Genomic DNA, 25,382 nt, shown 5'->3' with positions numbered 1-25,382 from the left:
AGTGCGGCGGCTCGGGCGAGCCGCCGCTTCCCCCACCCGGAGGGATGGGGGAGGGCGGGCCGGGGCGGACCTTCAGGGAGCCCGCCCGATGGATGTTTCCGATCCTCACACCTTAGCCGCCGGCCGGCGGACGCACCGCAGCCAGCGCTGGCGCGACCGGCGCGCGCTCTTCGTGTCGGACGCCTCGGTCATCGATCCCGCCGCCTTCGCCGTGGACGTGATCGCGCCCTCGGCGGCGCGGGCCTTCGTCGTCCAGCACCATTACGCCGGCAGCTTTCCCGCCGCGCGGCTGAGCCTCGGCCTCTTCGGTCCCGGCCCAGGCGGACGCTCCCAGCTCGTGGGCGTGGCGACCTTCTCGACGCCGATCAACGAGCGCTGCGTGGCGCGCCACACCGGTCTCGCCGAGCCGCGGGCGGGCGCCGACCTTGGCCGCTTCGTCCTGCTCGACACCGTGGCCGGCAATGGCGAGACCTGGTTCCTCGCGCGCGCCTTCCGCCTGCTGCGCCAGGAGAAGCCGGGGATCGAGGCGGTGATCGCCTATTCCGACCCGGCGTTCCGCGTCGGGCCCGACGGGCGGCTCGTAAGCCCCGGCCATATCGGCGCCATCTATCGCGACTTCGGCCGCGGGCTCGCCTACCGCGGGCAGGCCCGGCCCCGTATCCTGCATGTCACCCCGGATGGCTGGGTCTTCTCGGCCCGGGCCGCCTCGAAGATTCGCGGCGGCGAGCGCGGTAGCGGCTATGCCGTCGACGAGCTGGTGCGCCGCGGCGCCCCAGCGCCTGCGGGCCATGACCTCCGCAGCTGGTACGAGGGGCTTGTGGCGAGCGGCTTCCTGCGGCCGCGGCGCCATCCGGGCAACCACGTCTACGCCTTCGCCCTGACGATGCGCGCACGTCTGGCCGGCCGGCCCCTGCCGTCCCACCCGCCGCCCTCGAATCGCGAGCGGGCCATGGGCCTCGATGCAGGGCCTTAGGCGCTGCAAAGGCCTGACCCTCGCGCTGCCCCTGCGCGCTGGCCTCGGGCGGAGCCGTGACGACCTGGAGGCTGTCTCGGTCCTCGCCTCTTCGCGGGGCCGGATCCGGGCCCCGCATAAGGGCCCACAACCCGGCGCGATCCCTTGCCCCGGGTTGGCGGCGCTGCGGTCCAGACACGCGGCGCGGCGGGCCGCGCCCGATCGGGTGGCGGCGGGCGGTGGGCGCCTGGCGCCGGAGACGAGGCATCGGTGACTCCGGCGGCTTCAGGCCTGGACCGTCAGTCAGGGCCCGCAGGAACGCCGCTCTCCATCACGATCCCTGACCGGGGCCGGGCCGGCGCAAAAGCCGACCTCGCGGGGCGCGAGGCGCAGCCGCGCGGACCCTCCGGCCTTCCGCGCCCGTCTCTGCGGCGGGCTTGTGCAGGCCGGTTTCCACGGGGCTGCGGGCTTTCGTCCGGCCCTGGGGGCCCCCGGTCTCCTGGGGACGTGATCGCGGCGATGTCCGCGAGCCGGTCAGACGGGTCTGGCCGGTCGAGCCTCTAGGAGCCACCCCATGAACCTCGTCGTCCTCACCGGCCGCATCGGCGCCCAACCGGAGATCCGCACCCTCAATTCCGGCGACAAGGTCGCCAACTTCAGCCTCGCGACCGAGGAACGCTGGCGCGACCGCCAGTCCGGGGAGAAGAAGTCCCGCACCACCTGGCACCGGGTGGTTACCTACGCCCCGGGCACGGTCAAGTTCCTGGAGGAGTACGTGGCCAAGGGCGACCTGATCCAGGTGGTCGGCATGCTCCGCAACGAGGCCTGGGAAGACGTCCAGGGCCAGAAGCGCCAGGCCACCAAGATCGCCGTCACCGGCGCCGGACATAGGGTCGAGAAGCTGGCGAGCCCCCGCGACGGGGCCGCCCAGGACGAGGCGGCGCCGGAGCCGGACCTCGACGACGAGATCCCGTTCTGAGGCTTAGGCGGGCCCGTCCGGTACGCCGGGCGGGCCTTGCCGCCGGAGGCCATGTTCCGTAAGATGTGGATGTTACGGAGAACTGCCGATGTCCATCACCGCCCCGGCCAGCGAGGTCCAGAAGAACTTCGGCTCCTTCCACGACCGTGCGCTGAACGAACCGGTTCGCGTCACCAAGTATGGCCGCGAGACCGTCTACATTGTGTCGGCTGAGACTTTCCACCGGCTAAAGCAGAGCGAACGCATCGCGCTAGCCTCGGAGGACCTCTCCGACGCCGAGATCGCGGCCATCGAATCGGCGGAGATCCCGGCCGAGCACCGCTACAGCCTGAAGGACACCGACTAGGCCGTGGCGCTGCCGACGCCGGCGCCGGGCCTCGTCATCTCTTACGCCTATCTGTGGCGCGACCAGGCCGGGGCTGGCGCGGAGGAGGGCCGTAAGGACCGGCCCTGCGCCATCGTGCTGACCACGCGCGACGATGAGGGCGACACTGTCGTCTATGTCGCGCCCATCACTCATTCGCCGCCGGAGGGCGACCACACCGCCGTGGCGCTGCCGCCGGGCGTCAAGCGCCGGCTCGGCCTCGATGCGGCGGCCTCGTGGATTATCACCCGCGAGCTCAATCGCTTCGTCTGGCCAGGCTACGACCTGCGGCCTGTCTCGCGCGACAAGCCCGACGTCTTCGCGTGGGGCTTCCTGCCGGTCGAGCTTCTGGAGGCCGTGAAGCGGGCGGTGGCGGCTCACCAGCGGGCCAAGCGGCTTCGGGCGGTCGATCGCGGCTGAATCGGAGCCCGCGCGGAATCGGCCCAGCCTCGGCCCCCGGAGGATCGCCGATGCCGAACCAGACCGATGTGGGCGCCGCTTTCGCCGCGGCCCTGGCGCGGGCCGAGCACCATCGGCGCCGCTCGCCGCGCAAGGTGCGGGTCCGCCTGCTCACCCAATGGGGCGAAGGCGAGGGGCTGACGGTGCAGGCGCGGATCGCCGGCCGCGGCGAAGCGGAGATCCTGGCGCAGGAAGGCCTCGGGGTGCGGGTCATCCCCTGGGCCGAGCTCGACCAGCGCGCCGGCGAGCTTCCCGCCCTGGTGGACGCGGCGGTGGAGGAGATCGAAGCCGCGGCCGCCGCCGCGCCTGTTCCCGCGCGGCCGAGCCATGTCGAGGACAGCGTGGACTGGGAGGCCTACGAGACGATCGCCGAGGCCGCCTACGCGCAGGTGCTGGCCGAGATGCGGCCGCTGACGGAGCGAGCGCCGGCCTCGCTGTCGCGCGCGGTCGCGCTGGAAGCGGTGTTCCTTGGCCTGATGAAGGCGGCGGCGCTGGCCAGCGTCGGCGCCGGCATGGGCAAGGACGAGGCGCGCGAGATGCTTGAGGACGCCGTGGCCGAGCTCTTGGGGCGCCTGGCCGAAGGACATCGCGCGAGCCTTTCGCCCCGGCTGGACGCCTAGCGCGACGGCGCCAAGCCCACGCCGTAGTGCTCGGCCAAGAGATAGAAGCCATCCTCGCCCTCGAGGTCTTCGCTCGCTGCATCGAGCGTCAGCGCTCCGGCGGCGCGCTCGAAGATGGCGTAGCAGACCTCCGCGTCGTCGTGGCGGGCGGTGTAGGCAATCCCCTGGGCCTGGAGCGGATGGTCATGGAGCGCCGCCGACCAGGCCTGGGGCGCGTCATAGGGCAGCCCGCCGTGGATCACCTCGGCGGTGGCGCCCAGGCGGGCGAGCCCCGGCCCGTGCAGCTGGATGAGGGTCAGGGGCTGAAGAAGGCCCAGGCGGGCCTAGCCCTTGGCGGCGATGAGCTCCGGCGCCAGCAGGGTGCGCCCCGGGAGGCGCAGGAAGGTCTCGGCGAAGGCGCCTTCGGGCCTCGCCGCCGCATAGAGCACGCCGTAGCGGCCGTCGGGGGCATTGAGCCGGCCCATGGGGCTGGTGTCGAAATAGATCGGCTCGCGCCCCGCCGGGTAGAAGGGGTGCAGCGCCGTCCCCGGCGGCAGGGTGACGATGAGCGGCGTGCGGGCCTCAAGGTCCGCGGGCGGACGGGGCGCCGTCACGCCCCCTGCTGGCCGAGACGCCGCGCGGCCTCCACGACCTCGGCGGCCTCGCCTGCCTTGAGGGCGTCGATCGGACGGCGCCCGCCGAGCCGCGCGTCGGGATTCACGAGGTAGTTCAGCACCGCCCAGGGGTTCTGGAAGGGCAGGGCCTGGCGCACCTCGCGCAGGCCCGGGACCACCTCGCCGTCGTCGGTGAACTGCACCGTGGGAAAGCGGCGGCGGTTGCTCGGCCCCGGCACCGCGAGAAGCGCGCCCTCGCGGACGCGTTTCTCCACGGCCTGACGGGAGATGCCGTTGAGCAGGGCGCGGACCTCGTCCAGCTCATAGGCGCCGCCGGCCTGCTTCAGGTCCTCCTGGGCGGTGCGCACGCCCCGCAGCAGGGCGCGGGCCTTGGCGCTGGGCTCGAACGCCTCGGCGTCGATGACCTTGGCGGCCGTGGTTTGCACGGGCTCGACGATGCGGCCCTTGGCGTCCTGCACCCGCACCTGACCGTAGCGCTCCACCAGGCCCGAGGCCTCGAGGTACTGTTGGTCGGCGGCCCCTTCGGGGATGATCACCAGGGTTGCGTCCTTCGGGGGTGTGATCCGCTCCAGCGCCTGGGCGCCGCCCTTGACCTTGTAGGCGTAGACGGACTGGCCGCTCGCGGCGCGACGGGCGAGCGTCTTGCGGGCGGTTTCGCCGCCGGCGGACTTCTGGGCATGGGCCATGAGGCGCCTCCTGCCGCCAAGATGGGACCGAACGACGCAAGATGCAACTTCCGCAACCAAAGCAACCTATGTTCGGACGGCGGGATGCGGCGGCGAGGTTGGGTCGGCATTCGGGCGTGTCCCGCCGCATGCGCGGCGGGCCGGGCTCTACTCGCCGCCGGCCGGCGGCTCCCGGAGCCCTGGCGGGTCTCCGCCCGTCGGGTGACGATCCCTCACGCAGGGGGCGCCGTCGAGGCCACCCGGAACTGCCTCTGCTCGCGTCCGTTGTGCGACTGTCGGAAAGCCGACAGTGGTGACGCGTGGTCTGGGCTGGGGGAAATGGCTGAAGAGGACGCGCCCCTCGTACTCTATGTCGAGGACGAACCGGCTGTGCTCGAACTCGGGGTCTCGGCTCTGGAGGAGGGCGGCTTCCGCGTGGCTTCGGCCTCGACTGGCGCGGGAGCGATCCGCCAGCTCGAGGCGCCGGATGCGGCCTTCGCCGCCCTGGTCACCGACATCGATCTCGGCGACAACAGCTCCGGCTGGGACGTGGCGCGGCGCGCCCGCGAGCTCTTCCCCGATCTGCCCGTCGTCTATGTGAGCGGCGGCAGCGCGCACGAATGGGCCTCGCGAGGCGTCCCTGGCAGCGTCATGCTGACCAAGCCCTTCGCCCTTGCCCAGCTGGTGGTGGCGGTCTCCAACGCCACCCTGGAGCGCCCCGGCCCGGGCGGCTAGACAAGCGCCCGCTGGCCTCGCCGGGCGTTGTCTCGCCAACACCCGGCGGCGCTTGAGGCCCTCACGCCATCTGGAGTCTCTGCACCGCCGACTGCGCACCTTCACGATCCGAGCCCTGAGGCGTGCAGATGAAGCGCGCGGCCCGGGCGCCATCGCGCATCCGCACCTCGATCTCGACCCACTCGCCAGCCTCGGCCAAGGCCTGCGCCAGTCGCCTGGCGGCGTCATCCGCCTGGGCGCCGCTGCGAAACAGCATCAGGTTCTCCACGGCGTCGCAGGTGACGGCCCAACCGTCTGAAACGGGCGCGACTTTGACGCACAACATGCGGCTTGCTCCCCCTCAACCTTGGCCTTCCATCTAGGATCGGCGATGCGGCCCGCAAGGCGCGGGACTTGAGCCGGCGCGACCGCTTTTCGAACCCACGCCAGCGAATCCCGGCTGTTGTCCTATAGTGCTCACGTGACAGAACCCCTGGACCTTTCCGCCTTCAGCAATCCCGTCGTGTTCCCGGTCGAAGGGCTGGGCTCCGTCGTCGTCGAGGCGCGCAAGACCGCTTTCCATGTCTGGCTCGCCAAGGGCATGGAGAGCAGCCGCTGGCCGGACGGGGTGGTCCTGATGCGCGACCTCCTAACCGAACAGGCCCGCCTGGCCGACGGTGCGAGCCTGGACCCGGCCGCGGTGGCGGCGCTCTCTGAGGCGGCGCTGGAGACGGCGGCCGGCGCGTTCCTGGACGCCCGTGACGCGGTGATGGGCCCGCTTTCGGCCGAGGCCAAGGAGATGGCTGCGTTGCAGCCGCAGGAGCGGCAGACCGATCGCCTGCGGCGGATCCTGTTCGCCAGGGCTGAGGCCGCGCTGGCGCCGGCCCGTCGCATCGGCCGGGAGATCAGCCAGCGCGCCACCGACGCCCTGCGGCCGGGGGCCGCCTACAAGGCGCTGGGCCCGGTGCACGAGATGATGGAGCGCCAACGGCGCCTGGCGGACATGTTCCGGCCGGCCTCGGGCCTGATGGCGGCGCACGAGGCGCTCTATGGCGGGACGACCGCGGCGATGATCCGCGCCGCCGAGCAGGCCGCGCGGCTCCCGAAGTACCGCTCCCCCTTCGAGGATCTTGTGGGGCCGAATTCCGTGATCGGCCAGATGCAGGCGAACGCCCGGCGCGCCACGGAAGTCTTAGGCGTCGCGCAGGTCTATCCGCATCTGGCCACGCTTGGGCTGACGCCGAAGTTCGGGATCTACGACCAGCTCTTCGGGGAGGCGACATCGGTCGCCCGGCTGCTGCGCAGCCAGTTCGACCTGCGCCTGCCCGGCGCCGCCCTGGCGTCCATCGGGGCGCTGCACGCGGCGGAGGCCACGCTCGCCACGCGGCTCTTCGAGGCGGTGCAGCGGCCGGGCTTCCAGGCGACGATCGTCGCCGGTCTCGACGGAGTGGCCGCGCGTGGCGCCACGGCCGACGTGCTGGCGCACTATGATGAGGACCTGGACGCCGAGGCGCCAGTGTTCGGTGCGGTGATGGCCGGTGTCACGGCGCTGGACGAGACCGACGCCGACGCCCGCCTCGATCGGCTGGATGCGGCTCTGGCGCGGCTCGCCGAACTGGTGGCCGAGGTGCTCCGGCGGGAGCGCCAGCCGATCACCTTCCTTGGCGTGATGAACGTGGTCGGCGTGCTGGTCGGGGTCATCGGCGTCGGCCTCGCTTGGCTGTCGTACCAGGGGGACGAGGCGGAGCGGCGGGGCCCGGACACCGCTGCGGTCATCGCCAAGCTCGACGAGCTGAAGGCGGCGCAGCCGCCGCCACAGTCCGCGCGCGACCTGCGCTACGTCCATGAGCGGGCCTGGCTGCGCAGCGCGCCCGACGCCAAGGCGCCGGCGATCCGCGCCATCTATCCGGACCAGCCGCTGCGGGTGCTGGAGGCGGGCGAGGCCTGGGCCAAGGTCGAGGCGTTCGACTACGCTTCGGACCGGCCGCTGATCGGCTGGATCAGCCGGAGGCGGCTTCGCGTGCTGCCGCTCGACTGACATCGGGCGCGGCACGGCTGAGGACGGCCGACACTCGAAGAAGCCCTCAGGGCGTTCGCGCCTCCGGCGCTCACGGCGCCGCGGGACGGCCACGCGCCGCTTCACGCCGCCGTGAGAAGGGGAGCCAGCGCCTCATCGACGGCGGCCCGCCACTGCCCCGGCGCCGTCATCTCGGTATGGGGATGGTTTCGGCCGAAGGCGCTGGAGAGCACGACGTCGGGCGCAAGCTCCGCCAGCCGTCGGAGCGTCGCCACCAGTTGAGCCTTGTCGCTGAAGGGCAAGTATCCAGCGGTCCACACACCGCGGTCGTCACGACCGATGGTGTCGCCTGTGAAGAGGTATGTCCGCCCATGCGGCGAGCGGTACAGGTAGGCCGTGCTGCCTGGCGTGTGGCCGGGCAGCGGCATCACCTCGAGGTCGCCGTGCGTCTCCGGGCCGGTGAACGTCCGGTTCGGCGCGACGCCGGCTCTGCGGAGGACCGCGTCCGCCTCGACGGCGTGGCCCCACAGTTCGGAGCCGAACGTCTCCTGAAGGGTCTTGAGCGCAGGGCCCGCCTCGTCCACGTGACTGAGGTACTGGCGCCGGATGCCGCCCAGATCGCCGATGGCTTGGTGCTCGTCGGCAAGCCCGGTCGAGTAGATCAGCAGGTTCCCGTCGGCCCGCGTGATCAGATAGGCGCGGGTCACGAGGTCGGCGACGCTTGGCAGCGGCTGCTCGGCGCGGGTCTGCCAGAGGTCGGGATAGATCTGCTGCATGGGAAAGCCTCCATCGTTTCCCTGGAGATGAGGCTCGACGCGATCGGCGCAATCGCTGAAATCTTGCTGGTTTTGATCGATGGAATAGATCGGTGATCGATCCCCTCACCCTGGATCAGATGCGGGTCTTCGTGGCCGTGGCCGAGGCTGGCAGCTTCCGCGCCGCAGCCCAGCGGCTGCGCCGCGTGCAGTCTGCGGTGAGCCATGCCCTGGCGTCGCTCGAGACGCAGCTCGGCGTGCGCCTGTTCGATCGATCCGGCCGGCGCCCCGTCCTGACGGCCGAGGGCCAGACCCTCCTGGGTGACGCCCGCGCCCTGCTGCTGAAGGCCGACGTGCTGCGCGCCCGCGCCCGCGGCCTGGGCCAGAGCTTAGAGCTCAAGCTCACCCTCGCGCTCGACCCGCAGTTCCCGCTGCCATTGGCGGCGGCGGCGCTCAGGGCGGTGCACGAGGCCTACCCCACGGTGGGGGTGCAGACCTGGACCCTGCCGCTCGGCTCGGCGCTTGCCGCCTTGCGCAGCCGGCAATGCGCCCTCGCCGTGACCGGCGCGGATATCGCGGACCCGACCATCGAGCTCTCGTTCCTGGCGGACATCCCGCGCGCCGCTGTTGCGGCGCCGGATCATCGGCTCGCCCAACTTGCCGCCGGCGGCCAGCCGCTCACCCGGATCGCATTCGCCGACCATGTTCAGATCGTCGTGCCTGACCCGTCGCCGCTCACCGAGGGCCAAGACTTCGGCGTGCTGTCGCCCGGCGTTTGGCGGGCCAGCGACAATGAGACCAAGCGGGCGCTCCTCATCGCGGGCGTTGGCTGGGGTAGTCTGCCCTTGTGGCTCGTGGCGGACGACCTTGAGGCTGGCCGTCTCGTTCGCTTGCCGGTGGAGGAGTTTGGTCCGGACGGCGTCACCGTCACGCCGTCATGGCTCGCTTGGCGGATAGACGCCCCGCCAGGCCCGGCGGGGCGGCTCTTCTGCGATGAGCTGAAGCGTCTTTGCGCCAAGCTGCATGGAGGGCCGGCCGCTCAGACCTTCGGGCCGCTCCACAGCCGCGAGCTGCAAGACTGACGGCTGCGCGCTCTCGAGGCCGCCCGCGCTCAGCCTCGCCGCTGCTCCCGGGCGCGCCCTTCGGGCAGGCGCCGGACGGAGCGCCCCTGACGGGGCGCGAGCGCTGCGCGTCGAACGTCCCATCGTGCCAGGCCAGCCCGTAAGTCAACGGCTGCGCCGTTCCCCTCCGCCCTCGGCATGGCCGAGGGCTCCGGTGACTGACGGGCGCCCAGGCCTGTCCCGAAGAGGCCGTCGCCGCTCGCGGTGAGCGGCTCAAGGACGGAGATCCTCCCATGGCCTCGATCGACCTCTTCACCACCTGGACCCAGCTGTCGGAAGCCCAGCAGCTGGGCGAATGGCGCACCTTCCTCACCAGTCTGGACGTGGGGGACGCGGGGTATCACCGCTTCTACCCGGTGCTGATGCCGCTCTGGGATCGCGGCGACGTGCCGGCGATCGTCGAGGCCGAAGCGATGAGGGCCTACGAAACCGAGATGCGGGCGCAGGCCGAATGGGAGGCGCGCAACCCGCCGGCGGCCGATGCCTGGATGAACCGCTGCATCCTGGCGGACGATCCGTCCGAAGCCGCGTTCTGGGACTGCTTCGAGCCCGAGGCCGCGGATCGGCTCCTGGGGTCTCCACCCTTCTGAGGGGAGCTTCGGCTCCCCTCTTTTGCGCAGCGTGGAGAGCGGCGCCTGGACCGTTCGACTCCGCTTTACGCCCATTGGGACTCGGCTGCTTATGGGGGCAGCTGCGGTACGGCTCCGCTTTCCGACAACGCCAGACGTTTGTTCGACCAAACGTGAAGGGGTTTGTGGTGAGTAGTGACGGCGTAATCGGGCTCGAGCCTGTGCTGTCGACGGCGGGCCCCACTGAGCTTCAGATGGGCTCGCCGGCGGGTTCGCACGGTGCGGCTGCCGGAGCGCCAGTGGCGCGCAGGAGAAGCCCGATGAAGTTCGATGCAGCGCTCGATGTGTCGGTGTCCAAGAGCTCGCTCTGCGTGGTGTCGAGCGAGGACGGCCAGATCGTCCTCGAGACCACGGTGGCGACAGAACCGGAGGCGATCGCGGAGGCCCTCAAGCCCTACGCCAGCCGGCTGCGGCGGCTCGGACACGAGGCCGGCTCGCTGGCGCCGTGGCTGCAGCGTGAGCTGCAGGCGCTGGGGCTGCCGGCGGTCGTTCTGGAGACCCGGCACGCCCACGGCGTGCTGCGGGCCCAGCGGAACAAGACCGACCGCGCCGACGCGCGCGGCCTGGCGCAGATCGTCCGCTCGGGTTGGTACAAGGTCGTCCACGTGAAGACCGAGGCCAGCCATCGGCTGCGCTTCCTTCTGGCGGCGCGCCGGAGCCTGAAGCGCAAGCAGCTCGACATCGAGAACCAGGTCCGCCACGGCCTGAAGGTCTTCGGCGTCGTGCTGCGGCCGGGGATGCGTCGGGGCCCGTTCCCCGATCAGGTGCGCGAAGCGTTGGCCGCCGACCCCGCGCTCGCGGCCATCTGCGAACCCTTGCTGGCCGCCTGGTCGATGCTCCTGGCCGAGCACAATCGACTACACAAGGCGCTGGTGAAGGCCGCCGGCGAGGACGAGCTCTGTCGCCGGTTCATGGCCATCCCCGGCGTCGGCGTTGTGACGGCGGCGACCTTCAAGGCGGCGGTCGACGAGCCCCGCCGGTTCCGGAAGTCGCGCACGGTCGGCGCGCACTTCGGGCTCACGTCGAGGCGCATCCAGTCCGGCGACACCATCGACTTCGACGGGAGGATCTCGAAGTGCGGCGACAAGGATGTGCGCACCGTCCTCTACGAGGCGGCGAGCTCGATGCTCGGCCGATGCAACACCTGGTGCTCGATCCGCGCCTGGGGCCTGAAGGTGGCCCAGCGCCGCGGTCGCAAGCGCGCTGTAGTGGCGGTGGCCCGCAAGCTCGCCACGGTCATGCACGCCATGTGGCGGACCGGCGAGCCCTTCCAGTTCTCGACATCAGGCCGGGAGCCCGTCCCGAATGGCGGGCTCGGGCCGGCGTGATGCGATTCAACTTCGGTCCAGACGACCGGCCAGGAGGTGATGAGTTCCGCTGACGGCGGAAGGAGAGCTGATGGATCGCAGCGGACTGCGGTGAGCGCGATATCCTGCCGGTCGCCGGCTCACGCATCTGAGCCTGGACGACGCTTTAGTGCATGTGCGGCCCCGCATCCCCGACGCCGAAATGGGCGCCCGCTATCAACGCGGGGCTGAGCCCGGACGAGTGCATGGACCATCAGTTCTCGACGAGCCGCCGATCAAGGACCTTCCGATCCCCATGCAAAGGAGGAGCGACGATGAGAAAGCGATCCCACAGCGACCCTAGGGGTTGCCCGATTACGAGGGCAGGATAGGCTTGCCGCCGGCATTGTTAAACGCCACGATGACGTCATGGCGTTTTTCGGCGTGCGGCTGTCCGACGATCTCGCCGTCCGCTTCGACGCTTTCGCGTCATCCCGAGGCGGACGCTCCAAGCTCCTGCGCCAGATGATCGAGACCGTGCTGCGGAGCGGCGGCGGCGCGCCCCCCGCGGCGGAGGCGGAGCTTCGGGCACGTGGGCGATCGGAGAAGGTGACCATCCGCCTTCGGGACGAGGATCTGACCGCGCTGGACGCGGCGTGCCGCCAGGCCGGCCTTCGCCGCACCGAGTGGGTGGTGGGTCTGGTGCGGCGGCGTCTTCTCGGCCGACCACAGCTTAGCCGGGCCGAGGCCCAGGCGCTGCTCGAGATCCGCCGCGACCTCCGCCGGATCGGCGTGAACCTGAACCAAGCCGTGCACGCGCTCCACAGCCGCGGCGGGGAGGGGGCGGCGAGCGCCAAGGAGCTGATGGCCTTCCGCCAGGAGGTTCGCGCGCAGCTCGAAGGCGTCCGCGCCGCGCTCGAGGGCGACCTGTCCTATTGGAGCGGAGAGGACCGATGAGCCCGCTCGGCCAAGTCCGCGGCTTCGATGAGCTCTGGGCCCCCATCGCCCGCGGGGGCCGCAGGGTTGCGGACGTCCCGGTGCTGCCGCCGCCGCCGCGCGGCGGGGATCCCAAGGCGCGGCTTGCCAACGTGGTGCGCCGAGCGCCGGAAGTGCTGGTGAAGATCACCGGCAAGACCCGCGACGGCGAGCACCTGCGGGCGCACCTGGAGTACATCTCCCGCGACGGCGAGCTGCCGCTGGAAGGGCGCGACGGGGAGCAGCTGCAGGGGCTGGAGGCGGTCCGTGAACTCGGCGCCGACTGGGCCGCCGACGACCTCAGGACGCGGAGCGACGCCTCCATGTCGGTCTCGATCGTCCTCTCGATGCCGCCGGGAACGGACTACATCCGGATGCGCGACGCGGCGCGGGCCTTCGCGCGCGAGACCTTCGGGGAGACGCACGACTATGCGTTCGCCCTGCATACCGACGCCGGACATCCGCACGTCCACCTCAGCGTCCGGTCCTTGGGCGAGGACGGTCGTCGCTTGAGCCCGCGGAAGGCCGACCTGGAGGCCTGGCGGCAGCGCTTCGCCGAGAAGCTGCGTGAGCGCGGAGTGGCGGCCGAAGCGACGCTGCGGCGGACCCGCGGGATCACGAAAAAGGCGGAGCGCACGCCGATCCGTAAGATGCGGGAGCGCTACGAGCGGGGGCAGGGGCCTGCGCCGCGGGTGCTCGAGGCCGCTTACCGGGAGGCGGCGCGGCTGGCGCGCGGCGGGACCATGGATCGTCCGTGGGAGCAACGGATCCTCGCACGGCAGGCGGCCGTGCGCCGCGCCTATGCGGCCGTCGCCCAAGCGCTGGGCCGATCCGCCGATCCGGCGGACCGGGTCTTGGCGAAGGATGTGGGCGCCTTCGTGCGGACGATGCCGGAGCCGGCCACGCGGCGGAACGAACTGATCCGCGCCATCCGGGCGCTGCGACCGGAGACCCGGGAACGGCCCGCGCCGGAGGCGCCAAAAGACCGGCCGCGACGACGATAGCTTTCACCCGGGAGTCCGCGTTTCGCGGATCTCTGGTCGGACCATGGCGCGCGCTACATGGTCTCCCCAGCGAAGAAGGCTTCCGCCGCCGGTTCGGTGATCCGGCGCGGCAGGCCTTTCGCCTGAGCCATGCGGCGAACGAAGGCGCGCAGCCTGGCGACCGGCCGCCGGCGCGCCGTGCGCTCCACGTGACTCACGAAATCCGCCAAGGTGCGCAGGTCCTGGGCGGCCCCTGCAGGGGCGGCATTGGGGTAGAGGGCGCAGTCGTCGCAGAAAAAGTAGAGGTCGCTGCGCTCCGGCAGGGCGGCCGCCCGAGTGGCGGCGGCGCCGCAAGCCTGGCAGGGCTGGTTGATGGGGCGGGCGTCAAACGCCGTGATCAGGTCGCGAAAGTATTGCGCCAGGCGGCCCTCCGGCTGGTGGCGCATCACCCAGACGGCGTAATCCGGAGCCCTCAGGAGGAGAGTCTCGGCGGTTCGTCCCTGATATCGGCCGTACTGCAGGCGCATGGGCGGACGGTGATCCCGGCGCCTCGCAGGCGCAAGCACGGCGCAGGCGGCACGGTCCACAGGAAATCGGCTGCGCGACATCGGAGCGGCTGACGTCTCGCACCTTGGCGTGAGATGTTGCGGGCAAGGAGGCCTGACGTCGTGTCGAGCTATGTGATCTTCCGGGGCGCGTCAGGCGCCGAGTACAGCTACATGCCTTTGGCGCGCGCGCCGCTCTTGAAGGGACGCAGCGGCAATTACGTGCTGTCACGGCCGACCGAAGGGGGCTGGGCGATCGTCTCGGCGGGCGAAGCCGCGGACCTTGGGAGCACGCCATGGCCGCAGCCGACGGGCGAGGAGGTGGTGCTCATCCGGTTCAATGTCAGCCGCGCCGCGCGCGAGGCGGAGCTGTCCGACCTGGTCCCGCCGGCTTCCGCTGACGGTCTTCCGGGCCTGCGCGCCGCCAGCTGAACACCGCCAGAGCCGGCGCAGCGCCGCGGGTGGTCACGCGCCGGGCCACAGCCTATAGCGCGGCTGGCGCTCGCGCGTCCCGTTCATACCCTGCCCGTCGACCACGAAAGGAAGAGCGCTTGGCTGCGCCGAACATCCGAGGCCTCGTCAATCTCACGCCCGACGCGCTCGACCTGCCAATCTACCGCATCTACGCCCTGGACCGTTTCAAGGTGCTGGTCGCCACGGCCACGGACGCCCTGGTCCACCCCACCAAGTGGGACGACCCCTTCGAGAACTTCATGCTGGCGCGGACCGAGGTGGACGATCCGACGTCGGGCTCCCGAATTCCGCTCAAGAACCTTGCGGACGACTGGTACGGACTATGCTGGTCGCTGACGGCGGAGAGCGACGCCATGTGGCGGATCTATTCGTCCAGCGGCGCCAGCCGCGGCGTGAAGGTCCGAACGACGATCCGCAAGCTCTTCGACAACCTCCGCGCGGTGGGTCCGCCGGAGTGGCCGCAGCAGTTCTTCGTCGGCCGCATCCGCTACGTCACCGAGGCCGAGCTCGACCGATTGATGGCCGGACTGAGCTTCGCGGACGTGGCCGCCGGCGGCCAAGGCACGGGCTTCGCCGAACTGCTTTGCCTAAAGCGGGACACCTTCATCCACGAGAACGAGGTGCGGCTGATCTTCCAGGACATGGACCTTCCCGACCCTCGACGCCCGCGCCTCGGAGCCGGCGGGGTCATGAAGTACGCCCTCGATCCCCACGCGGTGTTCGAGGAGGTGGTGCTGGATCCTCGCCTCGACGACACCACCTTCCTCGCCATGCAGTCCGACCTGCAGGCGGCGGGTTGCGGGCTGCCGATCCGCAAGTCTTCGCTCTACGACGTGCCGCACTACGTGATCCGTATCGAATAGCTGCCGCAGCGTTGCACGCGACGTGGCCAGCCGCGCGCAACGCCAGCTGGTCAGGCCGCGGCGCGGCCCCGCACTTGCTCGGCCATGGCGTCCACCGTCCGTCGGAAAAGGTCGGGCGACGAGAGGTCGTCGATGAGCCGGTCCGGCCAGTCGGGGTTCTCGTTGGTCCAGGCCGTGAAGTCCTGCAGCGGCAGCTTCAGACGCGCGTCGAAATAGTTGGACGCGATCTTCGCCGGCGCCTTTCCGCGTACGAAGGCGGCGTTCTGCGGGTGGATCTTGGCCGCCAAGTCGACAGCGCGGGCGAAGGTCTCCAGCTCGCCTTCGGCCGCCAGGCGCGAAAGCAGGTCCAGCATCGCGCCGGAGGGCGTGGTGTAGGCGTCGGACCCCTGTTCAGCGATGGCGCCAGCGATGCGCAGCGCATGATTGACGCCGATGGCCGCCAAGGCTTCGCGGAGCGCCATGAGACGCTCGTGGTCCCCCGCCTCGCCGCTCGTCTCGGTCCAGTAATGGGCCATGCCAGCCTTGCGCTCCCGCACCTCCGCCTCGACGTCGCCGGCGGGCGGGAGGACCCGCATCACGCCGAACCGCCAATCGAGGATCCTGGCCTCGACCAGCCGCGCAAGCTCCCGCTCGAAGTCGGGGTGGCGGATCTGCTCGGGGTAAAGAGCCTCCAGGTCGCCTCGGAAGCAAAAGGCCAGGGTGTCGGCCTCAAGGCGCGGCGGGGGCTGAGCGCCGCCCTTCAGGTTGAGCAGCAGTTCGTAGACGAGCAACTCGCGCAGCTGCTGGCCGCGGCCGGAGCCGGGGCGCAGGAGTGGGGTGCGCCGATGCATCTTCGTGACGGCCGCAAGATAGGGGTAGACGTCGCGATACCAGCGCGCCGGATAGCCCTCGATAGGCGGGTCCGGCGGGGGCTCGTCCGCAAACCAAGCCCGGACCGGGTTGCGGCAGGGCTCGGGCAGCGCCGCGATCAGGCGGCGCCGGTAGGCTTCCGCTGCCGCCGGCTGGCGCGCCGTGGTCAGGTTGCTCTCCAGGTCATGCCAGTGCTGGAAGCCGCCGGCCTTGGCGATCGCCAGCTGACATTTCGACAAAGGATAGATGAGGCCGCTCTCGTCGAAGAGACGGTGCAGCGACTTGGCGCTCTTCTTTGCGCCTTCCAGGGTGGAATACACGTGCGAAATCCTTCCGCCCGGCCAGGGTCGAAACGTGCTGCTCGTCTCTTGCGGCCGGCTTCAGGTTGCTGGTCGCAGTGTGTCGATCTCGTTGGACCAGGAGTCCTTCGCCAGGGCAGCGGCCACGCCGACGATAGGCGGCGTTCGACCTGAATCTATGGCTCCGCCGCGCAGATGCAAGGGCGGATAGACGACTGCAGACAGGCGCCGCTGTCGAGCGCGTCAGGCCAGCGCCGTTCGAGGACGCTGCTCTTCCCGCGGACGATCGCCCTCGGCCTCGGCCGTCGCGGGCAGGGGCGATTGCAGATCCTTCTCCAGGAGCTTGGCCCAGAGAAGCACGTCCGCCTTCAGGCGCCCGTAGTTCTCGCGCTCCGTCCAGGGCCTCACCGTGAGCTCGGCCCAGGCCTCCCCGACGCCCGTGAGTTCGAGGATCGGCGCGGGATCCTTCAGGACACGTGCGTCCTCCCTCGGTCGCTGGCGGAGCCGGTCCATCACGGCCGTCGCATCGACGGTCGCCGGCAGGCGGAGACTGACGTCCGCCCGGCGGCGATCATGATGGGTATGGTTCACCACCACATCGCCGAACACCTTGCTGTTGGGGATAACGACCTTGAGGTTGTCGAGGGTCGCTAGCTCGGTGACGAAGAGGTCGAGCGCCTCCACGCGACCCACTCGGCCGCCCGTCTCGACGATGTCGCCAACGCGATACGGCCGGAAGAGCAGGATCATCACTCCGGCGGCCACATTGGAGAGCGCCCCCTGCAGGGCGAGCCCGATGGCGAGCGATGCGGCGCCCAGAACGGCGATGATCGAGGTGGTGCGAACGCCCAATTGCTGAAGCATGGCCACGAGGCCGACCACAAGCACCAGGTTGCGCGCCATGGAGCCCGCGAAGGTCTGCAGGGTGACGTCAGGCGCACCCCGGCGCGGGTGGACTCGGCCCAGGGCGGCGCGCACGAAGCGATTGGCCCAGCCTGCAAGCCAGAAGGTCACCGCCAGGATCAAGACGGCGACGGCGAGATTGACCGCCAGATCGCCCGCCGTATCGATCAGCTTGGTCCAGGCGAAGGTCTCCGCCGGGCTGGCGATGGTCGCCAGCCGGTTGGCTACGTCCGACATGCAAATCCCTCGTGGATCACGCCCGCCCGGGGCACGAACGGCGTCTCACGGGCGGGCGTTCCAAACGCGAGGCAGGCTCACGCGCTGGCCCAGAGCGGCGCATCGGCGGTGCGGCGCGCGATCAAGACGTCAGCGGCGCGCCGACGCCGCTTCTCGCGGAGCTTGCGCTTTTCGCCCTCGGTGACGAAGGCCTGGACCTTCTCGAAGGCGCGCACCTCGATCTGGCGAACGCGCTCGCGGCTGACGCCGAAGTCCTTGGCGAGGTCCTCGAGCAGGGCCGGAGGATCCTGCAGCTTGCGGGCGGTGAAGATCCGCCGTTCGCGTTCGTTGAGGGTCTGCATGGCTTGCGCCAGCAGATCCATGCGTAGCGCGCGTTCCTCCGCTGCGGCGACCGCCGCTTCAGGATCGACGGCGCCTTCGTCCTCCAGCACGTCCAACCATTCCTGTTCGGCGTCGGCGGCCAAGGGCGAGTTCAGCGAGGCGTCTCGCGAGGCGAGCCGGCGGTCCATGTTGACCACCTCTTCCTCGTGCACCCCCAGACGGCTCGCAATGGCCTTCACCTGGTCCGGCTTGAGGTCTCCATCCGACAGGGCGGAAATCCGCGCCTTCGCGCGTCGCAGGTTGAAGAACAGCTTCTTCTGGACGGCGCTGGTGCCGAGCTTCACCAGCGACCACGAGCGCAGGATGTACTCCTGGATGGCGGCGCGGATCCACCAGATGGCGTAGGTGGCCAGACGGAAGCCCTTGTCGGGGTCGAACTTCTTCACCGCGTGCATCAGGCCGAGGTTGCCTTCGGATATGACTTCTCCGAGCGGCAAGCCGTAGCCGCGGTAGCTCAGGGCGATTTTGGCGGACAGCCGAAGGTGGCTGGTGACGAGGCGGTGCGCGGCTGCCGGATCCTCGTGCTCCCGCCACCGCTTGGCCAGCATGTACTCTTCATCTTTGCCGAGCAGCGGGTACTTCCGGATCTCGGTCAGATACCGGCGCAGCCCGCCTTCGGCAGAAGGCAAGGACAACGCAACGGACACGGTCTCTCTCTCCTCTAGTTCAGCATGGACTGTGCACTATATTGCTCGCACGTGGCATCCGGCATAACTGCCGTGCGAATGATTGGTTGCGGCGGTCGCGACCAAATTTCGAAGCCGTTCGAGCGGAAAGATTCCTGTTGAATTGCAATGTCGTGGTTCTGGACCCGGATGAGACGTTCCGGGCCGGATTGGCGGCTGCGCTGGGCGCGCGCGCCTAGGTAGTCGAGGAGGGCGAGGACGGCCGGGCGATACTGACGGCGACAGGCCCAGTTTCGGTTCTCATCGTCGAAATGCTGATGCCGGAGCAGGATGGCTTGGAGGCGATCCGCTCAGCCCGGGCGAGGTGGCCGGCCGTAAAGATAATAGCCACCACGGCAGGGCGCGCGGCCTTGTCAGCGGACTACCTCCTGGGACTCGCCGCTCACCTGGGCGCGGATGTGACGCTCACCAAGGACACGCCGCTTGCGACGTTCCTTGCGGCCGTAACCCGGCTCATGGCTGTCAAGCTCTAGGCTGGCCGGCGCTCAGCCGCCTTCGCCGGCCTTGTCCAGTTCGATCCAGACCGGCGCGTGGTCGCTCGTCTTGGCCCAGCCCCGGACATGCCGATCGACGCCGGCGCCGACGAGCCTCGACGAAGGGTCGGGCTCAGCAGCAGATGATCGATCCGCAAGCCGGAGTCCCGCGGGAAGGCGTTTCGGAAGTAATCCCAGAAGGTGAAGATGCGCTCGGCGGGGTGGAGGCTGCGGAGCGCGTCACGCCAGCCCTGGCCCAACAACGCCTCGAACGCCGCGCGCGACTCCGGTCGGAACAGGGCGTCGTCGACCCAACGCTCCGGCTTATAGACGTCCAGCTCCGTCGGGATGATGTTGAAGTCCCCTGCCAGAACGGCCGGGGTGCGGGTCTTCAGAAGCTCGGCGGCGTGCCTGTTCAGCCGCGCAAGCCAGGCCAGCTTGTAATCGAACTTCGGCCCCGGCGCGGGATTGCCGTTCGGCGCATAGAGGCAGGCGACGAGCACACCCTCGACAGCGGCTTCGAGGTACCGGCTCTGCAGATCCTCGGGATCGCCGGGCAAGCCTCGCCGGATTTCAACCGGTTCGGCGCCGCGCGCCAACATCGCGACGCCGTTCCAGCTCTTCTGGCCAGCCCAAATCGCGCCATAGCCGGCGCGTTCGATCGCCTCGGCGGGGAAGCGCTCCTGCGGCGCCTTCAGCTCCTGCAGGCAGACGACGTCCGGCCGCGTCTCTTCGAGCCACCTCAGCAGGACAGGAAGGCGGCCATTGACGCCGTTGACGTTGAAGGTGGCGATCCGCATGGGTCCGACCGTCGAAGGCCGTCCCGGCCTCTCGCGCCGGGACGGCGCAGCGATCAGGCCGCCGCCTGCTCGAGAAGACCTTCTTCGCCCAGCGCTTTCTGGACGGCGGGCCGCTCGGCGATCCGGTTCTGGAAGCGCTTGACGTTCGGGTAGGGCTGCAGATCGATCGCGTGGCGCTTGGTCCAGCTGAGGACGGTGAACAGGTAGGCGTCCGCCACGCTGAAGCGCTCCCCGTGGAGGAACTCGTGTTCTGCGAAGTGCTCGTTGAGCCAGCCCAAGCGCTCCGCGAGCTTCGCACGCGTCAGCTTGCGGGCTTCCTCCGGAAAGGCGGGGTTGAACAGGGGACTGAAGCCCTTGTGCAGCTCGGTCGACACGAAGGTCAGCCATTCGATCAAGCGGTAGCGTTCGATCGTTGCGGCCGCTGGAATGAGCCCCGCCTCTTCGCCCGCCCGGTCGCCCAGGTACTGCAGGATGGCGGCGTTCTCAGTCAGCAGCGGCCCGTCGTCGAGCTTCAGCGCCGGGACGTAGCCCTTGGGGTTGATCGAGCGGAAGTCGTCGCCGTGCTCGGTCTTCTTGGCGGCTAGGTCGACCCTCTCCAAGTCCGCCGAAAGGTCCGCCTCGCGTATGACGATGTGGGGCGCGAGCGAACAGGCGCCTGGAGCGTAGTACAGCTTCATATCGTCCTCCTCTCATGTGCCCTCAGCCGATGAAGGCGATGTAGGGCGGCGCAGCGGAGAGCCAAGCCGCATCCGAGACCGCCACCTTGAAGCTGCAGCGGAAGCTCGGGTTGTACGGGTCATGAGCTGGCGCGCCGCAGATGGCCGCTCTCTCTTCGTGAGGGGAGCCGAGCACCGCTGGCCCGCAGCGCCGCCGACCGGATAAGGTTCGTTCATGCCCCGCGTGCTGACGCCAGATGAGTTGGGAGAGGCCGGTGAAACCCTGTTCGCCAACCTTTGCGTTCGGGCGGGCTTCACCTGCAACAAGAGCAACCGGGACCGCACCGGTTGGGACTTCGTGGTGGAGTTTCCGATGGCGGGCCCTGAGGCGGGCGCGCTCGACGCGCGCCTGCCCACCGCCTGCGTCGTCCAACTGAAGTCCACGGCCACCGCTGGGCCTGTCAAGCTCAGCCTTTCAGCGATCGAGCGCCTGGCGAAGGATCTCCGCCCAGCGTTTGTGGTGGTGCTGCGGCTGTCGCCAGAGGGCGAAGCCCGTGCCGGCTACCTCATTCATCTGCTCGGCCCAGCGCTCGCCCGCGTCCTACACCGGCTGAGGACCGCTCATGCGCAGGGCCGATTCGACCTCAACAAGCTCACGATCACCTTCGACCCAGCGCGGTTCGGGACGAGGTTCTCTCCGGCGCCGGACGCTTTCGGGGACGCACTTCGTCGGGCCTGCGGGCCAGACCCGGCCGAGTACAGTCGGGAGAAGCAGCGTCAGTTGGACGAGCTCGGTTATGAAGACGGCGGTCTCGAGGCCGAGGCGTTGTTCTGGGTGGAGAGCGCAGATCACCTGAGCGACGTGGTGCTAGGCTTGAAGCCGCTCAGGCCCGAGCAGCTTCGCGCCTACGATCGTCGGTTCGGGATCCGCCTGCCCTATGCTGACCAAGCTCTGGACGGCCTTGAAGAGCTGCGGATCGAACCGCCGAGCATGGGCCGCTGCACCGTCGCCATCCGCGGTGCGGGCCTGTCCCCGGCGGCGGTGTTCGAAGCGGAGATGTTCGCAGGTCTCCCCGCGCTGGCCGGGGAGGGAGCCTGGCTGCTGGTGCGGCATGCCGACTTTACCCTGAAGTTCAGCGCCGGCGCCGCCGCCTTCAACACGATGGACCTGTTCGACACCACGCCGAGGAGCCTGCCGCGTTGGATCCACCTGCTTCGAGGCCTCGGCCACCTCGCCAAGGGCGACGGCGTGATCATCCTGACCCCGCCAGCCCCGCTCGAAGCGCCCCTCACCCTGCCGATGTCCGGGAAGCTTGACGGTCCTTATCTCCAGCAGCTGCCGGTGTGGACGCGTTTCTTGGAAGGCTGGGTGCGGCTCCTGGAGATGGCCGGCGTTTCATCGTCTCAGCCCTTCCCTCTGGAGGACCTTTGGGACGCCCGCAGCGTCGCCCTGGCGGTGGACCTGTTCGGCGACGCCCCCACGGCGTGGTTCGCTTTCGACGCGACCGATCTCGGCGATCAGGCCGACGAGGTCCACGCGGTCTACATCAACAGCGCCCGTTTGGCGGACGCCTCAGTGAGCTACGCCGTCAAGGTGACGCTGAGCGCGAGCTCCAATCCCGGCGAGTATCGGTCCGTCGCGTTTGTCCCGCTCGACGTGCGTCCGGCGGTGCCGGATCTGCAGGACTACGCCGAGGAACTCGCGCTGCAGCACGGCCTCACCGTGGTGATCAACCCAGAGAACATAGTGGAGATCGACGCCACGCAATCGAGGAGCGGCTGACTTCTCCGCGTCTCCGAGGCCAAAGCAGAAGCCCTTCCGCCTGGCGCTAGTGGATGTGGCTTCGCCCGCCGCCGGCCTGGGAACTTCGCTCCAAAACACGGATTTCGAGGGTCCGCGCCCTTGTCCCTGGCGCGGTGACCTCAACCAGGGAATTCGGACATGACCGTTCTTACCCGAGACTCTCTGGAACGCGTCCTTGGGCCGCTCGACGATGCGGCCGTGGCCGACATCGCGGCGCTCGGGGCGACCGAGGAGGAGTTGCTCGAAGCGCGCTCCTGGCTCGCCAACGAGGAAGCCATGCGCGCAGCCGGCAAGCCGCTTCCGACAGCCCGGGTCGCGCAGATCATCGAATGGCTTGAACCTCCTGACGACGAGCTCGGCGGCTAGCTTGTCCGACCAAGACGTTGAGCGCCCTTCGGTCGTGCCCCACGAGCGCCTCATCCTTTTCGGCGCCCGGGCAGCAGCGCCAGGCAGGTGCGGAGGGTGACCCGATCGGCGCAGTAGGCGAGGGGGCTTTTGCCCCCCAACGCCGGGTGGACGCTTCTGAGGAAGATGTCGGCCCGGACCTCGTCGAAAACCTTGGCGGCGGCGCGCCGAAGGTCGTCCTGCGCCGCCGCTTGGGCGGCTTCGCGGGCCAGCTGCTCGCGCCGCTCGGCTTCGATGCGCCCGAGGGCGCGCAGCACCTTCGCAAGGCCGTCGGGGCTCGCTCGCGCCGCATCCACGGGGCTGACAGTGCTCGTGCGGCTCGGCCGATGCAGCCAGGCGGCCGCGGCGTCGCCGCCGAATACGCGTTCGGCGTGAGCCGTCGCGACGAGGATGCGGCCGTTGGCGGCGGCTTCGAGCTCCTGCCGTTTCCGCTCGGCCGCCGCAGCCTGCCGGGCCTGCTCCCGCGACCTGGCGCGCTCCAGCTCGCCCTTAAGGGGGAGGTTCAGGAACTCCTCGGTCCAGCTCCAGCCCGCCTGCATGGACGCGATCCGATCAAGGCGGGCCTCAAAGGTCCACCAGACCTGGTCGTCGGCTTCGATCAACCCTTCGGCGCTGGTGTCGAAGCCCGGGAGCGGCGAGCCCATCCAGCGTTCGAGATCGAAGGCCGTGGCCTCATCGGTTGGCAGCTGACCGACGATGGCGTTCACGCGCTCGATCAGCCGCCGTCGGCGCGCGGCAGCAACCTCGCGGCGTTGGCGAAGCCGCGCCAGCTCCCGGGCTTCGGCGTAAGAGACCTGGTAGCCGTAGCCGTCGTGGGTGAGCACACCGGCGTCGGCAAGCCAGTCCAGGTAGCGGCCGATGGTGGTCGAGGGCGGAACGAAGTCGGGATCAACAGCGTGGAGCGCCTCGTGCAACCCGCGACCCAAACGCTTTGCGAACGCCGGAGCCACGCAGTCGCCTAGCTTCTCAATGACGTCGAACGCATCGAATCCCTGGCGCGACCACGCCGGCCGAGCCGCGAAACCGATCACGCAACGGACGTAGACGGCGGCCTGCCAATGCTCCGCCGCCACGGTGAAGCCATCCGCGCTGGCCGCCGTCCAGGAGACATATTCGTCGCGGCCGAGGCTCTCCAGCTGCGCGCCTTCCTGAACGATGCGATCGACGGCGCCAGGCGACGCGCGCCGGGCGCCCGCGATCATCCGCGCCGCCTGGCGGCGGAGCGCGGCGGCCGCTTCGGCCTTGTCCTTGGCGATCGCGGCCTTCAGCTTCCTGGCGGCCTCGTCGACGAAGGGGTTGTAGAGCCAGGCCCTAGGCGCGGTGCGGAGCAGGGCAGCGCCGACCTGCTTCGCATCCTGGCTGGTGCGAAGCCCGCTTAAGTCCACCTCCATGGCCGAGACGCCGCCCGCGCGGATTTTGGCGATCTTGGCCTCGTCACAGCGATGGGTGACGTAGACTTCGATGAGCAGCTCGCGGGACCCGGCGCGGACAATCACGTCGGGTACGATGTCGCCGAACCGCTTTTCCAGCCGTACCTCATCGAACCTGAACATGCTGGCCGGGCGGGTGACCTCATGTCGCCCGGCCTCTTCCGCCTCGATGGCGGGCAGGAGGATCTGCTTGGTGCGTTCCAGCACCGCCTTGGCCCAGATGTGAGCGTTGGTCTCAACAGCCCGGCCGCAGCCGGCGCCCGTCCCGTGGTGAGCGAAATGGTCCGCGGTCTTGGGACCCTTGCGCGCGACGAGCCGGCGTTCGCATGCGGGGCAGACGCACTGGCAGGCGAGGCCGGAGGGCACGGCGGAGATGTGAACGACGGAGCCGTCCGATCGGCGGCCGTAGATGAGCTCGACGCCCGAGCCGCCAAACGGCGCATGATCCGCTTCTCCGAAGACGCTGCGCACGGCGTCGGGCGGGGAGGTCGAATTGGCCGGCTTGAGCGTCATGGAGCGGGCGAGTCGGACGATAAGAGCTGAGGTGCTGGCTGACGCAGCTTCGCCGTCTTCGCGCCGGGAGAGAATAGGGTCGGACCTACGCCAAGTCGCTTCGCCAAGAAGACTGAGGCGGCCGGTCCGGGTCATCCGGAATGAGGCGGCGACCTCAGCCAAGCTCGCCACGGTCGGTCGACGGCCCAGGCTGCGAGCCAGCAACTCAAAGCCCAGGCGGCGCCCAGACTCCACCCCGCGACCACATCGCTTGGCCAATGTACGCCGAGGTAGACCCGGGTCAGTCCGACAAGCAGAGTGGTCACGACGGCGGCCGAGACGGCATAGAGCTTCACATGCCTTTGACGGGCGAAGTGGGCCGACAGGACGCCGATCGTCAGGAACACGACGGCTGAGAGCATGGCGTGGCCGGACGGGAAGCTCGGGTTCATCACCTCGACAGCGCGCAAGGCGGCTTCAGGACGTTCCCGGTCGAAGATCGTCTTCAGGCCTTGACTCAAGGTCGCGCCGCCGGCGGCCGCCAGCACGACAAGAAGCGCCTCCCGACGTCGACCGAGGATCGAGAACAGCCCGGCGACGAACGCCACCACCAGCACAAGGACCGTTGTCGACCCGAGCGCCGTGACGTCGGCGGCGGCCATCTCCAGCCAGCGCGGACCGATGGGCTCATGCCCGCCTCCCCCACGGCGGAGCGCGAGCAGGATGCGTCGGTCGATGCCTTCGGTCTCACCCTCGACAACCTCGTCCACGATCTCGAGGAAGACCCAAGCGCAGACAGCCACGGTGAAGAGAGCGAGGACGGCGGCGACTTCACGGCTCGCAACCTCCAGGGCGGGCCGCAGCCGCTGCGGGTCCCTGAAATGTTCGCGCAGCTGCTGAACCATGGCGATTGCGGACCTGCTTCGCCTCAAAACGCCACGCCTCCGTTACG

29 protein-coding genes are annotated in these 25,382 nt (G+C 69.8%); 16 read left to right on the top strand and 13 right to left on the bottom strand.

Annotated elements, in window-relative coordinates; genetic code table 11:
• The first annotated feature begins 88 nt into the window (after positions 1–88).
• The 5 genes from ACK41C_RS20885 (at position 89) to ACK41C_RS20865 (ending at position 3,374) form a co-directional block, all read left to right on the top strand.
• Positions 89–973 (top strand): hypothetical protein, encoded by an 885-nt coding sequence (locus tag ACK41C_RS20885; protein ID WP_409658729.1) that lies wholly within the window; start codon positions 89–91, stop codon positions 971–973.
• A gap of 553 nt (positions 974–1,526) precedes the next feature.
• Complete coding sequence (locus ACK41C_RS20880; RefSeq protein ID WP_293468257.1) at positions 1,527–1,931, top strand: single-stranded DNA-binding protein; 405 nt, start codon at positions 1,527–1,529, stop codon at positions 1,929–1,931.
• Positions 1,932–2,019: 88 nt separating this feature from the next.
• Positions 2,020–2,277 carry a type II toxin-antitoxin system prevent-host-death family antitoxin gene (locus tag ACK41C_RS20875; protein WP_012520542.1) on the top strand — a complete coding sequence of 86 codons (258 nt, stop codon included), beginning with the start codon at positions 2,020–2,022 and terminating at the stop codon, positions 2,275–2,277.
• A 3-nt stretch (positions 2,278–2,280) separates the two neighbouring features.
• Positions 2,281–2,715 (top strand): hypothetical protein, encoded by a 435-nt coding sequence (locus tag ACK41C_RS20870; protein ID WP_409658725.1) that lies wholly within the window; start codon positions 2,281–2,283, stop codon positions 2,713–2,715.
• 50 nt (positions 2,716–2,765) lie between these two features.
• Entirely contained in the window at positions 2,766–3,374 is a 609-nt protein-coding gene (locus tag ACK41C_RS20865; RefSeq protein ID WP_409658722.1) for a hypothetical protein, read from the top strand.
• Here the strand turns inward: ACK41C_RS20865 and ACK41C_RS20860 are convergent.
• From ACK41C_RS20860 to ACK41C_RS20850, 3 genes are read right to left on the bottom strand one after another with little or no spacing between them, the layout of a single operon-like run.
• Complete coding sequence (locus ACK41C_RS20860; protein ID WP_409658732.1) at positions 3,371–3,658, bottom strand: RES domain-containing protein; 288 nt, start codon at positions 3,656–3,658, stop codon at positions 3,371–3,373. The genes ACK41C_RS20865 and ACK41C_RS20860 overlap by 4 nt on opposite strands.
• Before the next feature lie 39 nt (positions 3,659–3,697).
• The gene (locus ACK41C_RS20855) at positions 3,698–3,967 is read right to left on the bottom strand and encodes a hypothetical protein (protein WP_409658719.1); all 270 of its coding nucleotides are present in this window, start codon (positions 3,965–3,967) and stop codon (positions 3,698–3,700) included.
• A complete protein-coding gene (locus tag ACK41C_RS20850) occupies positions 3,964–4,674 on the bottom strand; it encodes a hypothetical protein (protein ID WP_409658717.1) in 711 nt (236 codons plus the stop codon). The genes ACK41C_RS20855 and ACK41C_RS20850 overlap by 4 nt, the downstream gene beginning before the upstream one ends.
• Positions 4,675–4,992: 318 nt before the next feature.
• On the opposite strand from ACK41C_RS20850, the gene ACK41C_RS20845 reads away from it, so the two are divergent.
• Complete coding sequence (locus tag ACK41C_RS20845; RefSeq protein ID WP_409658715.1) at positions 4,993–5,388, top strand: response regulator; 396 nt, start codon at positions 4,993–4,995, stop codon at positions 5,386–5,388.
• Positions 5,389–5,449: 61 nt separating this feature from the next.
• On the opposite strand, the gene ACK41C_RS20840 is transcribed toward ACK41C_RS20845, so the two are convergent.
• Positions 5,450–5,713 (bottom strand): hypothetical protein, encoded by a 264-nt coding sequence (locus ACK41C_RS20840; RefSeq protein WP_409658712.1) that lies wholly within the window; start codon positions 5,711–5,713, stop codon positions 5,450–5,452.
• Between the two features lie 135 nt (positions 5,714–5,848).
• On the opposite strand from ACK41C_RS20840, the gene ACK41C_RS20835 reads away from it, so the two are divergent.
• Positions 5,849–7,405, top strand: coding sequence for an SH3 domain-containing protein (locus tag ACK41C_RS20835; protein WP_409658709.1), 1,557 nt, complete (start codon positions 5,849–5,851; stop codon positions 7,403–7,405).
• Between the two features lie 101 nt (positions 7,406–7,506).
• Here ACK41C_RS20835 and ACK41C_RS20830 read toward each other — a convergent pair whose 3' ends face one another.
• Positions 7,507–8,160: an MBL fold metallo-hydrolase gene (locus ACK41C_RS20830; RefSeq protein ID WP_012520534.1), complete on the bottom strand. Its 654-nt coding sequence runs from the start codon at positions 8,158–8,160 to the stop codon at positions 7,507–7,509.
• Between the two features lie 92 nt (positions 8,161–8,252).
• Between ACK41C_RS20830 and ACK41C_RS20825 the strand changes: the two genes are divergently transcribed.
• The 5 genes from ACK41C_RS20825 (at position 8,253) to ACK41C_RS20805 (ending at position 13,154) form a co-directional block, all read left to right on the top strand.
• On the top strand, positions 8,253–9,221 hold the full coding sequence (locus ACK41C_RS20825) for a LysR family transcriptional regulator (protein WP_409658706.1): 969 nt from the start codon (positions 8,253–8,255) through the stop codon (positions 9,219–9,221).
• A gap of 272 nt (positions 9,222–9,493) precedes the next feature.
• A complete protein-coding gene (locus tag ACK41C_RS20820) occupies positions 9,494–9,850 on the top strand; it encodes a hypothetical protein (protein ID WP_409658703.1) in 357 nt (118 codons plus the stop codon).
• Positions 9,851–10,149: 299 nt separating this feature from the next.
• Positions 10,150–11,217, top strand: coding sequence for an IS110 family transposase (locus tag ACK41C_RS20815; protein WP_409658700.1), 1,068 nt, complete (start codon positions 10,150–10,152; stop codon positions 11,215–11,217).
• Between the two features lie 387 nt (positions 11,218–11,604).
• Positions 11,605–12,132, top strand: coding sequence for a plasmid mobilization protein (locus tag ACK41C_RS20810; RefSeq protein WP_409658697.1), 528 nt, complete (start codon positions 11,605–11,607; stop codon positions 12,130–12,132).
• The gene (locus ACK41C_RS20805) at positions 12,129–13,154 is read left to right on the top strand and encodes a relaxase/mobilization nuclease domain-containing protein (protein ID WP_409658694.1); all 1,026 of its coding nucleotides are present in this window, start codon (positions 12,129–12,131) and stop codon (positions 13,152–13,154) included. Before ACK41C_RS20810 ends, ACK41C_RS20805 begins: the two co-directional genes overlap by 4 nt.
• A 53-nt stretch (positions 13,155–13,207) precedes the next feature.
• Here ACK41C_RS20805 and ACK41C_RS20800 read toward each other — a convergent pair whose 3' ends face one another.
• Positions 13,208–13,660, bottom strand: a complete 453-nt coding sequence (locus ACK41C_RS20800) for a hypothetical protein (protein WP_409658691.1) — start codon at positions 13,658–13,660, stop codon at positions 13,208–13,210.
• A gap of 141 nt (positions 13,661–13,801) precedes the next feature.
• Between ACK41C_RS20800 and ACK41C_RS20795 the strand changes: the two genes are divergently transcribed.
• Together ACK41C_RS20795 and ACK41C_RS20790 are read left to right on the top strand one after the other, a co-directional pair.
• Positions 13,802–14,110 (top strand): hypothetical protein, encoded by a 309-nt coding sequence (locus tag ACK41C_RS20795; RefSeq protein ID WP_409658688.1) that lies wholly within the window; start codon positions 13,802–13,804, stop codon positions 14,108–14,110.
• 119 nt (positions 14,111–14,229) lie between these two features.
• Entirely contained in the window at positions 14,230–15,015 is a 786-nt protein-coding gene (locus ACK41C_RS20790; RefSeq protein ID WP_409658685.1) for a hypothetical protein, read from the top strand.
• A 50-nt stretch (positions 15,016–15,065) separates the two neighbouring features.
• On the opposite strand, the gene ACK41C_RS20785 is transcribed toward ACK41C_RS20790, so the two are convergent.
• From ACK41C_RS20785 to gstA, 5 genes are all read right to left on the bottom strand, one after another.
• Entirely contained in the window at positions 15,066–16,184 is a 1,119-nt protein-coding gene (locus ACK41C_RS20785) for a hypothetical protein (RefSeq protein ID WP_409658682.1), read from the bottom strand.
• A 222-nt stretch (positions 16,185–16,406) separates the two neighbouring features.
• A complete protein-coding gene (locus tag ACK41C_RS20780) occupies positions 16,407–17,303 on the bottom strand; it encodes a mechanosensitive ion channel family protein (protein ID WP_409658679.1) in 897 nt (298 codons plus the stop codon).
• Between the two features lie 77 nt (positions 17,304–17,380).
• Positions 17,381–18,331, bottom strand: a complete 951-nt coding sequence (gene rpoH / locus ACK41C_RS20775) for an RNA polymerase sigma factor RpoH (RefSeq protein ID WP_409658676.1) — start codon at positions 18,329–18,331, stop codon at positions 17,381–17,383.
• A gap of 508 nt (positions 18,332–18,839) precedes the next feature.
• Positions 18,840–19,643, bottom strand: a complete 804-nt coding sequence (xth, locus tag ACK41C_RS20770; RefSeq protein WP_409658673.1) for an exodeoxyribonuclease III — start codon at positions 19,641–19,643, stop codon at positions 18,840–18,842.
• A gap of 53 nt (positions 19,644–19,696) precedes the next feature.
• Positions 19,697–20,320, bottom strand: a complete 624-nt coding sequence (gstA, locus tag ACK41C_RS20765) for a glutathione transferase GstA (RefSeq protein WP_409658670.1) — start codon at positions 20,318–20,320, stop codon at positions 19,697–19,699.
• A gap of 214 nt (positions 20,321–20,534) precedes the next feature.
• On the opposite strand from gstA, the gene ACK41C_RS20760 reads away from it, so the two are divergent.
• Both ACK41C_RS20760 and ACK41C_RS20755 read left to right on the top strand, forming a co-directional pair.
• Positions 20,535–22,082: a hypothetical protein gene (locus ACK41C_RS20760; protein WP_409658667.1), complete on the top strand. Its 1,548-nt coding sequence runs from the start codon at positions 20,535–20,537 to the stop codon at positions 22,080–22,082.
• 159 nt (positions 22,083–22,241) lie between these two features.
• Entirely contained in the window at positions 22,242–22,469 is a 228-nt protein-coding gene (locus ACK41C_RS20755) for a hypothetical protein (RefSeq protein WP_409658664.1), read from the top strand.
• Between the two features lie 50 nt (positions 22,470–22,519).
• On the opposite strand, the gene ACK41C_RS20750 is transcribed toward ACK41C_RS20755, so the two are convergent.
• Both ACK41C_RS20750 and ACK41C_RS20745 read right to left on the bottom strand, forming a co-directional pair.
• Entirely contained in the window at positions 22,520–24,451 is a 1,932-nt protein-coding gene (locus ACK41C_RS20750) for a hypothetical protein (RefSeq protein WP_409658661.1), read from the bottom strand.
• A 131-nt stretch (positions 24,452–24,582) separates the two neighbouring features.
• Complete coding sequence (locus ACK41C_RS20745; protein ID WP_409658658.1) at positions 24,583–25,335, bottom strand: phosphatase PAP2 family protein; 753 nt, start codon at positions 25,333–25,335, stop codon at positions 24,583–24,585.
• Positions 25,336–25,382: the final 47 nt, after the last annotated feature.

Origin of the sequence: Phenylobacterium sp. (assembly GCF_046290725.1) — a bacterium.
Lineage (GTDB): Bacteria > Pseudomonadota > Alphaproteobacteria > Caulobacterales > Caulobacteraceae > Phenylobacterium.
This window is presented reverse-complemented; position numbering and strand designations above follow the sequence as displayed.

Coding starts and splice junctions, on each gene's coding strand:
- ACK41C_RS20750 (WP_409658661.1), bottom strand. CDS start 24,451: ATGACGCTCAAGCCGGCCAATTCGACCTCCCCGCCCGACGCCGTGCGC.
- ACK41C_RS20830 (WP_012520534.1), bottom strand. CDS start 8,160: ATGCAGCAGATCTATCCCGACCTCTGGCAGACCCGCGCCGAGCAGCCG.
- ACK41C_RS20865 (WP_409658722.1), top strand. CDS start 2,766: ATGCCGAACCAGACCGATGTGGGCGCCGCTTTCGCCGCGGCCCTGGCG.
- ACK41C_RS20805 (WP_409658694.1), top strand. CDS start 12,129: ATGAGCCCGCTCGGCCAAGTCCGCGGCTTCGATGAGCTCTGGGCCCCC.
- ACK41C_RS20810 (WP_409658697.1), top strand. CDS start 11,605: ATGGCGTTTTTCGGCGTGCGGCTGTCCGACGATCTCGCCGTCCGCTTC.
- gstA (WP_409658670.1), bottom strand. CDS start 20,320: ATGAAGCTGTACTACGCTCCAGGCGCCTGTTCGCTCGCGCCCCACATC.
- xth (WP_409658673.1), bottom strand. CDS start 19,643: ATGCGGATCGCCACCTTCAACGTCAACGGCGTCAATGGCCGCCTTCCT.
- ACK41C_RS20755 (WP_409658664.1), top strand. CDS start 22,242: ATGACCGTTCTTACCCGAGACTCTCTGGAACGCGTCCTTGGGCCGCTC.
- ACK41C_RS20820 (WP_409658703.1), top strand. CDS start 9,494: ATGGCCTCGATCGACCTCTTCACCACCTGGACCCAGCTGTCGGAAGCC.
- ACK41C_RS20845 (WP_409658715.1), top strand. CDS start 4,993: ATGGCTGAAGAGGACGCGCCCCTCGTACTCTATGTCGAGGACGAACCG.
- ACK41C_RS20880 (WP_293468257.1), top strand. CDS start 1,527: ATGAACCTCGTCGTCCTCACCGGCCGCATCGGCGCCCAACCGGAGATC.
- ACK41C_RS20875 (WP_012520542.1), top strand. CDS start 2,020: ATGTCCATCACCGCCCCGGCCAGCGAGGTCCAGAAGAACTTCGGCTCC.
- ACK41C_RS20885 (WP_409658729.1), top strand. CDS start 89: ATGGATGTTTCCGATCCTCACACCTTAGCCGCCGGCCGGCGGACGCAC.
- ACK41C_RS20815 (WP_409658700.1), top strand. CDS start 10,150: ATGAAGTTCGATGCAGCGCTCGATGTGTCGGTGTCCAAGAGCTCGCTC.
- ACK41C_RS20800 (WP_409658691.1), bottom strand. CDS start 13,660: ATGCGCCTGCAGTACGGCCGATATCAGGGACGAACCGCCGAGACTCTC.
- ACK41C_RS20840 (WP_409658712.1), bottom strand. CDS start 5,713: ATGTTGTGCGTCAAAGTCGCGCCCGTTTCAGACGGTTGGGCCGTCACC.
- ACK41C_RS20745 (WP_409658658.1), bottom strand. CDS start 25,335: ATGGTTCAGCAGCTGCGCGAACATTTCAGGGACCCGCAGCGGCTGCGG.
- ACK41C_RS20780 (WP_409658679.1), bottom strand. CDS start 17,303: ATGTCGGACGTAGCCAACCGGCTGGCGACCATCGCCAGCCCGGCGGAG.
- ACK41C_RS20850 (WP_409658717.1), bottom strand. CDS start 4,674: ATGGCCCATGCCCAGAAGTCCGCCGGCGGCGAAACCGCCCGCAAGACG.
- ACK41C_RS20760 (WP_409658667.1), top strand. CDS start 20,535: ATGCCCCGCGTGCTGACGCCAGATGAGTTGGGAGAGGCCGGTGAAACC.